The following is an 8,769-nucleotide window of genomic DNA, read 5'->3' as shown; positions in this document are numbered from 1 at the left end:
CTGAACCGCTCGTCCGATCTTCATGCATCGGTATCTCTACTCGATAAGCTCGGTGCTTGGGATAATATCTCGGCTATGCGTATTTGCCCATATCGAGGTCTTGAAACCTGGGAGCATGAACAGTGCCGAACTGCATTTCATTCTGATTTACTCGGTTTGTCAGAGCTTGGCTTTATGGTTGAAAATCGCGTTATTCAGTTGGGTTTATGGCAAGAGTTTGAGCGATATTCAAATCTAACGCTGCTGTGTCCTGACCGTTTGAAAACGATCGAATTTGGTGTGACAAGTAAGATTATTCTTGAATCGGGTGAGGTTATTGAATGTGATTGGGTGATCGGTGCAGATGGAGCAAATTCTCAAGTGAGAGGTTTTGCCGGTATTGGTATCACCGCGTGGGATTATCGCCAACATTGCATGTTAATTAATGTGACGACACAGAAATCACAGCAGGACATCACATGGCAACAGTTTTTTCCTTCTGGCCCTCGCTCTTTTCTTCCACTTGGTGGTCACAACGCTTCATTAGTTTGGTACGACGCACCCAAGCGTATTCGTCAGTTAAAGGCGATGGATAAAACACAGTTGAAAGAACAAGTAATCACACACTTCCCGCAAGAATTGGGTGATATAAACATTGTGGAAAGTGGCGCTTTCCCTTTAACCAGAAGACATGCTCAGCAGTATGTGAGAAACCATTGTGTATTGGTTGGGGATGCCGCCCACACCATCAACCCGTTAGCGGGGCAAGGAGTGAACCTTGGTTTCAAAGATGCGCTGGCTTTGCTAGAAGAAACGGATGGGCAGCCCATCGATAACGACAGTTTACTTAAATATGAAAAGAAACGCCGACGTGACAACCTGATCATGCAAACCGGGATGGATGTATTCTATAAAGGCTTTAGTTCGCTGAACCCCATTACTCGGTTTGCTCGAAATGGGTTATTAAAAATTGCGGATAATTCAGGGGTACTGAAAAAAGAAGTCCTAAAATATGCGGTTGGCTTGAAGTAAATGAGTGTGAGCTAAACGGGTTTGAAGTACATTTTTTTGCTGTAAATAGGGCTGAAGTAAAGTGCTTTGAAGTCCACTTGCTTTAGAACTGTCTATTTAAAGCATTGTATTTAAAGCCATGTATTTTAAAAAAACAGAAGGGCAAGCATGAATCTGTGACCGAAACTAAAGCAAGATAAAATAATAGATTTCAAATAAAAACGCTGCCCAAAGGCAGCGTTTTTGTATTCATCACGAACTTATAAGCAAGTCGTCATTACTTAGTTACGCGTAGCACCGGGTTCTCTCCAACAGTGACAGAACCAGAAAGCTTGTTCAGCTCTTTGATTTCGTCCATGTTAGAGATAACAACTGGAGTAAGTGTCGATTTAGCTTTCTCTTCTAGAAGCGCTAGGTCGAAAGTGATGATAGTGTCACCAGCTTTAACAGATTGACCTTCTTCAGCTACGCGAGTGAAGCCTTCACCTTTTAGCTCAACAGTATCGATACCGAAGTGAACAAATAGTTCAACACCATCGTCAGACTCGATAGAGAATGCGTGGTTAGTTTCGAAAATCTTACCGATAGTACCGTTTACAGGAGCTACCATTTTGTCACCAGCTGGCTTGATCGCGATACCGTCGCCAACGATTTTCTCAGCGAAAACCACATCTGGCACATCTTCGATATTTACGATTTCACCTGAAAGTGGTGCGATGATTTCGATAGCACCAGCGTCAGCGCTGTCATCAGATACAAGCTTTTTAAGTTTGTCAAACAGACCCATTGTGTCATGCTCCTAACGTTTAGTTTTATTCTGTCAAATATAGTATACCAATCATAAACAATAGACGACTACTTTTAGTCGTCTAACTCTTTTTGTCGCTTATGATAGTAGGCATATATCAGCAGATTATTGAGTTTTCTCTGCAATGAACTTGTCTACACAAGCTTCAATTTCAGCAGCAGTCGCTAGTGAAAGCGCTTCTTCAGCCATCGCTTTAACTTCGGCGAAGTTAGAGTTACGGATAACTTTCTTCACTTTAGGGATTGAGATGCCGCTCATTGAGAATTCATCTAGGCCCATACCAAGAAGCAATAGCGTTGCACGTTCATCACCCGCTAGCTCACCACACATACCTGTCCATTTGCCTTCTTTGTGAGAAGCATCGATGACTTGTTTGATAACAAGTAGAACCGCTGGAGATAGTGGGTTGTATAGGTGAGAAATCATCTCGTTACCACGGTCAACGGCTAGCGTGTACTGAGTCAGATCGTTAGTACCGATAGAGAAGAATGACACTTCTTTAGCAAGGTGATGTGCAATCGCGGCTGCGGCTGGCGTTTCAACCATAACACCAATTTCAATCTCTTCGTCGAATGCTAAGCCTTCAGCGCGAAGTTCAACTTTGTATTCTTCGATGGCTTTTTTAAGCTCACGAATTTCTTCAACAGAGATGATCATTGGGAACATGATACGCAGTTTACCGTGTGCAGATGCACGTAGAATACCACGCAGTTGATCGCGTAGGATTTCACGACGGTCTAAACTGATACGTACTGCACGCCAGCCTAGGAATGGGTTCATCTCTTGAGGAAGATCCATGTATGGAAGATCTTTATCGCCACCGATATCCATAGTACGGATGATCACGGACTCGCCTTCCATCGCTTCGGCTACTTCTTTGTAAGCAACGTATTGCTCTTCTTCTGTAGGAAGCGCGGTACGGTCCATGAATAGGAATTCTGTACGGTACAGACCAACGCCTTCACCACCGTTACGTAAAATACCATCACAGTCTTTTACCGTACCGATGTTGCCACAAACTTCTACACGGTGTCCGTCTAGAGTTTCTGCGTGTAAGTCTTTAAGTTTTGCTAGTTCTGCCGCTTCTGCTTCAAAATCGGCTTTGATTTTCTTCGCTTCTGCTAGTTCAGCGTCAGAAGGGTTAACGATGATTTTATTGTTCATCGCATCTAGCACTAGCATGTCGCCATTTTTCACTTTCTTAGTGATATCGTTAGTACCAACGATAGCTGGAAGTTCAAGTGAGCGAGCCATGATAGAAGTGTGAGAAGTACGACCGCCAATGTCACAAGCAAAACCAAGTACATAATCGAGGTTAATTTGTGCTGTTTCTGATGGCGTTAGGTCGTAAGCAACTAGGATAACTTGCTCATCAATATCGCTTAGAGAAACGATGTTGATGCCTAGTGCATTTTTAACGAAACGTGTACCAATATCGCGAATATCGGTTGCACGTTCTTTTAAGTATTCGTCGTCTAGAGATTCTAGCGCACATGCTTGCTCTTCGATAACGGTATGAATTGCGTTATCAGCATGCATTTTGTCTTTTTTGATGAGTGCTAGGATTTCTTCCTCTAGCTCTTCATCTTCAAGAAGCATAATGTGACCTTCAAAGATCGCTTCTTTTTCTTCACCGAATGTTTCAAGCGCTTTTTGCTTGATCATTTCTAACTGTGCAGAGGATTTATTACGAGCGTCAAAGAAGCACTGTACTTGAGCTTCGACTTGGTCGTCTGAAATCGAATGTGTATTTAGGACAATTTCATCTTCTTGAAGAAGTAGTGCTTTACCAAAAGCAATACCTGGAGATGCTAGGATGCCTGAAATCATAGCCTTACCTTAAATTGGTCAACTGTAAACGGGAGAGTGTAACTAAAGTGCTAACGATAAGTTGTAGCTCACTTTTTACCCTATTTCCAATAAAGCCATTTTGTTTTCACAAAATGGCTTTAAAAATAGGGGACCGGATTAGTGTAGCTGGTCCATTAGTGCTACTAGGTGGTCAACAGCTTGTTGTGCTTGAGGGCCTTCAGCTGAAATAGTGACTTTTGTGCCTTTAACTAGGCCAAGAGTTTGCAGCTTGAAAAGGCTCTTAGCGCTAGCGCTTTTACCGTTAGAAGTCACAGTGATGTCCGCATCAAAACTTTTTGCTTCTTTAACGAACTGTGCAGCAGGACGTGTGTGAAGGCCATTTTCTGCAGTGATTTCTACTTGCTTCTCGTACATGTTATTACCCCAATTGATTTATTTTTTGTTAGTTTATTCGTCTAATTTAGCTTAACTCTTTCAACAACTTTCTGCTACCTGAGTAACGTCGTTTCCGTGTCAGAACTGATACTAGATCAAAGTTATGCAACCACGATTCTTATCCATATGGAGATTCGCCATTGTCTAAATATGTTTATCGCTTCTTTATTTTGAAGCTAAAAATAAAACCGTCTTGATAGTACCAAAGGTGCGGCAGGGATCAACAAAAAAGCCCCTAAAAGGGGCTTTTTTGTAGTAAAAATTGATTTGACCACATATTACTGCTGGTTCTCTTTCTCTCCAAAGATACCTGCAAATAGGGCTGTACTTAGGTAACGCTCACCTGAACTTGGTAGTACGGCAACGATAGTTTTTCCTGCAAATTCAGGCAGTTCTGCAATTCTATTAGCAGCAACAATAGCCGCACCAGAAGAAATTCCCGCAAGAATACCTTCTTCTTTCATTAGGCGTTGGGCCATTTCAATCGCTTCTTCTGAAGTCACAGCTTCAACGCGGTCAAGTAATTCTAAATCTAGGTTCCCAGGGATAAAACCTGCACCGATACCTTGAATTTTGTGTGGAGCTGGCTTCACTTCTTCACCGGCTAGTACTTGAGCAATCACTGGTGATTCAGATGGCTCTACTGCAACGGAAGTTATTGTGTCTTTCTTGCTTTTCAGGAAGCGGCTTGTACCTGTAATGGTACCACCCGTTCCAACACCAGAAACAAGAACATCAACGTCACCATCTGTCGCATCCCAGATTTCTGGGCCCGTCGTTTTTTCGTGAATTTGTGGGTTTGCTGGGTTATTGAACTGCTGAAGTAATAGGTATTTATCAGGGTTTGAAGCAACGATCTCTTCCGCTTTAGCAATGGCGCCTTTCATGCCTTTTGCCGCTTCTGTCAGTTCCAGTTTTGCGCCTAGCGCTTTAAGCAATTTACGGCGCTCTAGGCTCATTGATTCAGGCATAGTCAGCGTCAGTTTGTATCCACGAGCTGCTGCTACGAAAGCTAAGGCGATACCAGTGTTACCACTCGTTGGCTCAACCAGCTCAACACCTTCTTTTAGTGTTCCTGCTTTTTCTGCTTCCCAAATCATGTTAGCACCAATACGGCACTTAACACTGAAGCTTGGGTTACGGGCTTCTACTTTAGCCAGTACTTTACCGTTGCTGACCTTGTTTAAGCGGACAAGTGGAGTGTTACCAACTGTTTGTGAATTGTCTTCGTAGATCTTGCTCATGTCGATGTTCCTTCATTACACGTTTTGTGAATATGTGTAGAAGAATATGCGCTAAGTAAAAAACGGAAAAGGATTAAAAAGTTATAACATATAGAAGCAAGGTAGGTTATCTGGCAAATGCACCCTAGCAAACAGAGGTGTCTGCTAGGGTTTCGATCAGATTTTATTTTTATATTCTGCTACCCACATAGCGGTTGCACCGCAAACAGCAACTGGCATGACAATGAGGTTTAGAATTGGAATCGTGGTGAAAACAGCAACCAAAGCCCCAAAGCTGTAGGTTTTGGTTTGATTTTGTTTCAAATTGTGTCGCATTTGATTGAACTCAACCTTGTGGTTATCGAATGGGTAATCACAATACTGAATAGCAAGCATCCAAGCTGTAAATACAAACCATAAAATTGGGCCTAGGGTTTGCCCAAAGGCAGGAATAAGCAGCAATAAAAATAATCCAATGGCTTTAGGAATAACATAAAGGAGTTTTCTCCATTCGCGTGCAAAAACACGAGGCAGATCCTTAACTAAAGAAAGAAGGCCATCGTCGTTAATCGAATTCCCGATTAAGTGTTCTTCGACTTTTTCAGCCAGTAGTCCATTAAATGGGGCGGCAATGAAGTTAGCTAATGTGCTAAAGAAATAGGAAAACGTGGCTAAAACGGTAATTACAATGAGTGGCCAAAGAATATAGCTGAGCCAAGTTAGAAATTCGGGCAGTTGTGCCATCCACTGAGTTATCCAATTGTCCATATTGGAAAAGAGATAAAAGAGTGCGCCGCCCACCAGAATAATATTCGCCATCAGAGGCATAAGAACAAATCGACGAATTCCAGGCGTTAATGCTAACTCTAACCCATAGAAAAAATACCCAAACCCACTTCGTTGTAAAGACTTATCGTCCATTCAGAAATTACCCTTTTTGTGTCGTATTCTCTATTCTACTTAACTTTGTTAATAAAAAAAGAGGATGAAATTCTAATCAAGGTTGAACTTATTACATTAATTTGTTCTAAAAGAGTCATGAGTTTTGGTAGAGTAACACCAGTATTTAGGTTTTTTCCCTTGATGTGAACGGAATACAGTTCGTTCTATCATTAAATTTATCATCAAGTTATTGAGAGTTAAGTATGCAGGAATTGCGATTCGTACTTATTATTGTCGGCGCATTGGCGATAGCAGCGTTACTGTTTCATGGTCTATGGACCAGTAAAAAAGAAGGGAAAACCAAGTTCGGTGATAAACCACTCGGTAAATTGAAGACAACAAAAGAAGAAATAGAAGACACCCCCGAGCGTGGGTTTGCTCCTGAAGACGATTATGAAGTGGTTCGTAAAAAGCCGAAAGCGCCGAACTTTCAAAATGATATATCGATGGATGCTGATCCTTTGATTGACTCTGATCCTCTTATCGACAGCTATGAATCTCATCTTGAACCCATCATTACCAATGCTCAAGACACCGACCGAGATGATCAGGAAATACCTTCTTTTAGTGCAATAGACGATACAGAGTTCACTGTTGAGCGCCGTGTTAACCCATTGGAACAATCAGATAGCATATCTGATGACACACTCAGCGTGGTTAATGAAAGTAAAATGACTGATGTGACTGATGTGACTGATGTGACTGATGTGACGGATGTGACTGACATCACTGAGGATGTTGGTGAAAGCCCTGAGCCTGAACTAGAGGTCATCGTCCTTAATGTTCATTGTGCTGGAGACAGTCCTTTTACTGGTATTAAACTTTTCGATAGCATGGAGCGAAACGACTTGAGCTATGGCGATATGGATATATTCCATCGCCATGCCGATGCTTCACCAACGAGTAAGGTTTTGTTTAGTGTGGCGAATATGATGCAACCGGGGACACTAAAACATGATGACCCAGCTGATTTTTCGACCAAAGGTATTTCTTTCTTTATGACGTTACCTTGCTACGGTGACGCAGAGCAAAACTTCAACCTGCTCTTAAGAACCGCGCAACAAATAGCCGATGACTTGGGGGGGAACGTTCTCGATGATCGACGCAATCTTATGACCCCAGATAGGCTGTCTGCGTATCGACGACAAATTCAAGAGTTTAAAACGGCTTTGCCTGCTTGAGTTTAAGAGCCTAAGATAGAAGTAACAAAAACGATTTTTACAAAGGAGGCTCCTGATTGGGGCCTTTTTTATTGTTGTCATTCACACATCTAATTACCTGTCTAGAGAATATTATGTCTGATCTAATCGCTGACAAACTAACCCAACTCAAAAATACGCTTCATTACCATGCGGTCAAATATTATGTAGAAGATGCCCCAGAGCTCCCTGATGCGGAATACGACAGATTGATGCGCGAGTTACTAGAGATAGAAGAAAAACACCCTGAATTAATGACGGTTGATTCTCCGAGTCAACGTGTAGGTGGAAAGCCCCTAGAAGGTTTTGAACAGGTAACGCATGAAATGCCAATGCTGTCACTTGATAACGCGTTTAGTGACGCTGATTTAGATTCGTTTCAAAAACGTCTGAGCGATCGACTGGCTGGGGATCGGGTGGAACACTATTGCTGTGAGCCGAAGCTCGATGGGCTCGCGATAAGTCTCTTGTATGAGAATGGCGTATTAGTACAGGCGGCGACGCGTGGAGATGGGGCGACAGGCGAGAATGTGACAGAGAACGCTCGAACGATCAAAGCCATTCCATTGAAGTTACAAGGTGAAGGCTGGCCACGCCGCATAGAAGTTCGAGGTGAAGTTTTTTTACCTAAAGCAGGGTTTGAAAAAATGAACCAAGAAGCGCTTCGTAAAGGCGATAAAGTGTTTGTGAACCCGAGAAATGCAGCGGCGGGCAGTCTTCGTCAGTTAGATTCAAAGATTGCTGCCATGAGACCGCTGAGTTTTTATGCATACAGTGTCGGCATTGTCGAAGGTGGTGAATTATCAAGCAGTCATTATCATCGTTTCCTTCAGTTAAAAAGCTGGGGATTGCCCATGTGTGCGGCAACAAAGCAGGTCGGTTCGTTAGATGATGTAAAACAGTATTACAAAGACATATTAGAGCGCCGCAGCGAGTTGGAATATGAAATAGACGGTGTGGTCATAAAAGTAGATGACATCGAACAACAAAATGCATTGGGGTTTGTCGCAAGGGCTCCAAGATGGGCGATTGCCTATAAATTCCCCGCCGAGGAAGAGCTGACTAAGCTAAACGATGTTGAATTCCAAGTAGGTCGAACCGGTGCCATTACCCCAGTTGCAAAGCTTGAACCTGTTTTTGTGGGTGGGGTTACGGTGAGCAATGCTACCTTGCACAATGCCGATGAAATAGAACGTTTAGGGGTGAAAATTGGCGATACCGTGATCATACGCCGCGCGGGTGATGTGATACCTCAAATCGCATCGGTAATCGTGGAGCGTAGAGATGAACAGTGCCGAGATATTGTATTCCCAACCCATTGCCCCGTGTGTCAGTCTGATATTGAACGATTGGAAGGAGA

The 8,769-nt window shown here is 42.8% G+C and carries 8 protein-coding genes; 3 read left to right on the top strand and 5 right to left on the bottom strand.

Translation table 11 applies throughout. The annotated features are described in order from the left end of the window. On the top strand, positions 1-1,011 hold a 1,011-nt coding region (locus ACP45E_RS12595), incomplete at its 5' end, for an FAD-dependent monooxygenase (RefSeq protein ID WP_069585067.1). Positions 1,012-1,267: 256 nt separating this feature from the next. Here ACP45E_RS12595 and crr read toward each other — a convergent pair. The 5 genes from crr to cysZ form a co-directional block, all read right to left on the bottom strand. Continuing rightward, positions 1,268-1,777: a PTS glucose transporter subunit IIA gene (gene crr, locus ACP45E_RS12590; RefSeq protein ID WP_017034689.1), complete on the bottom strand. Its 510-nt coding sequence runs from the start codon at positions 1,775-1,777 to the stop codon at positions 1,268-1,270. A 126-nt stretch (positions 1,778-1,903) separates the two neighbouring features. Beyond that, the gene (gene ptsI / locus ACP45E_RS12585; protein ID WP_017034688.1) at positions 1,904-3,628 is read right to left on the bottom strand and encodes a phosphoenolpyruvate-protein phosphotransferase PtsI; all 1,725 of its coding nucleotides are present in this window, start codon (positions 3,626-3,628) and stop codon (positions 1,904-1,906) included. Positions 3,629-3,766: 138 nt separating this feature from the next. Continuing rightward, a complete protein-coding gene (locus ACP45E_RS12580; protein WP_017034687.1) occupies positions 3,767-4,024 on the bottom strand; it encodes an HPr family phosphocarrier protein in 258 nt (85 codons plus the stop codon). Positions 4,025-4,323: 299 nt separating this feature from the next. After that, positions 4,324-5,289, bottom strand: a complete 966-nt coding sequence (cysK, locus tag ACP45E_RS12575) for a cysteine synthase A (RefSeq protein ID WP_017034686.1) — start codon at positions 5,287-5,289, stop codon at positions 4,324-4,326. Between the two features lie 156 nt (positions 5,290-5,445). Further along, the gene (gene cysZ, locus ACP45E_RS12570) at positions 5,446-6,189 is read right to left on the bottom strand and encodes a sulfate transporter CysZ (protein ID WP_017038837.1); all 744 of its coding nucleotides are present in this window, start codon (positions 6,187-6,189) and stop codon (positions 5,446-5,448) included. A gap of 224 nt (positions 6,190-6,413) precedes the next feature. Here cysZ and zipA point away from each other — a divergent pair, with 224 nt between their 5' ends. Both zipA and ligA read left to right on the top strand, forming a co-directional pair. Beyond that, positions 6,414-7,391: a cell division protein ZipA gene (gene zipA, locus ACP45E_RS12565; protein WP_069585064.1), complete on the top strand. Its 978-nt coding sequence runs from the start codon at positions 6,414-6,416 to the stop codon at positions 7,389-7,391. A gap of 113 nt (positions 7,392-7,504) precedes the next feature. Continuing rightward, a partial coding sequence (gene ligA / locus ACP45E_RS12560; protein WP_069585061.1) for an NAD-dependent DNA ligase LigA occupies positions 7,505-8,769 on the top strand: 1,265 nt, incomplete at its 3' end.

The sequence above is a fragment of the Vibrio genomosp. F10 str. 9ZD137 genome (genome assembly GCF_049974785.1).
Lineage (GTDB): Bacteria > Pseudomonadota > Gammaproteobacteria > Enterobacterales > Vibrionaceae > Vibrio.
The sequence above is the reverse complement of the archived record's forward strand: the minus strand, read 5'-3'. Positions and strand labels throughout refer to the sequence as shown.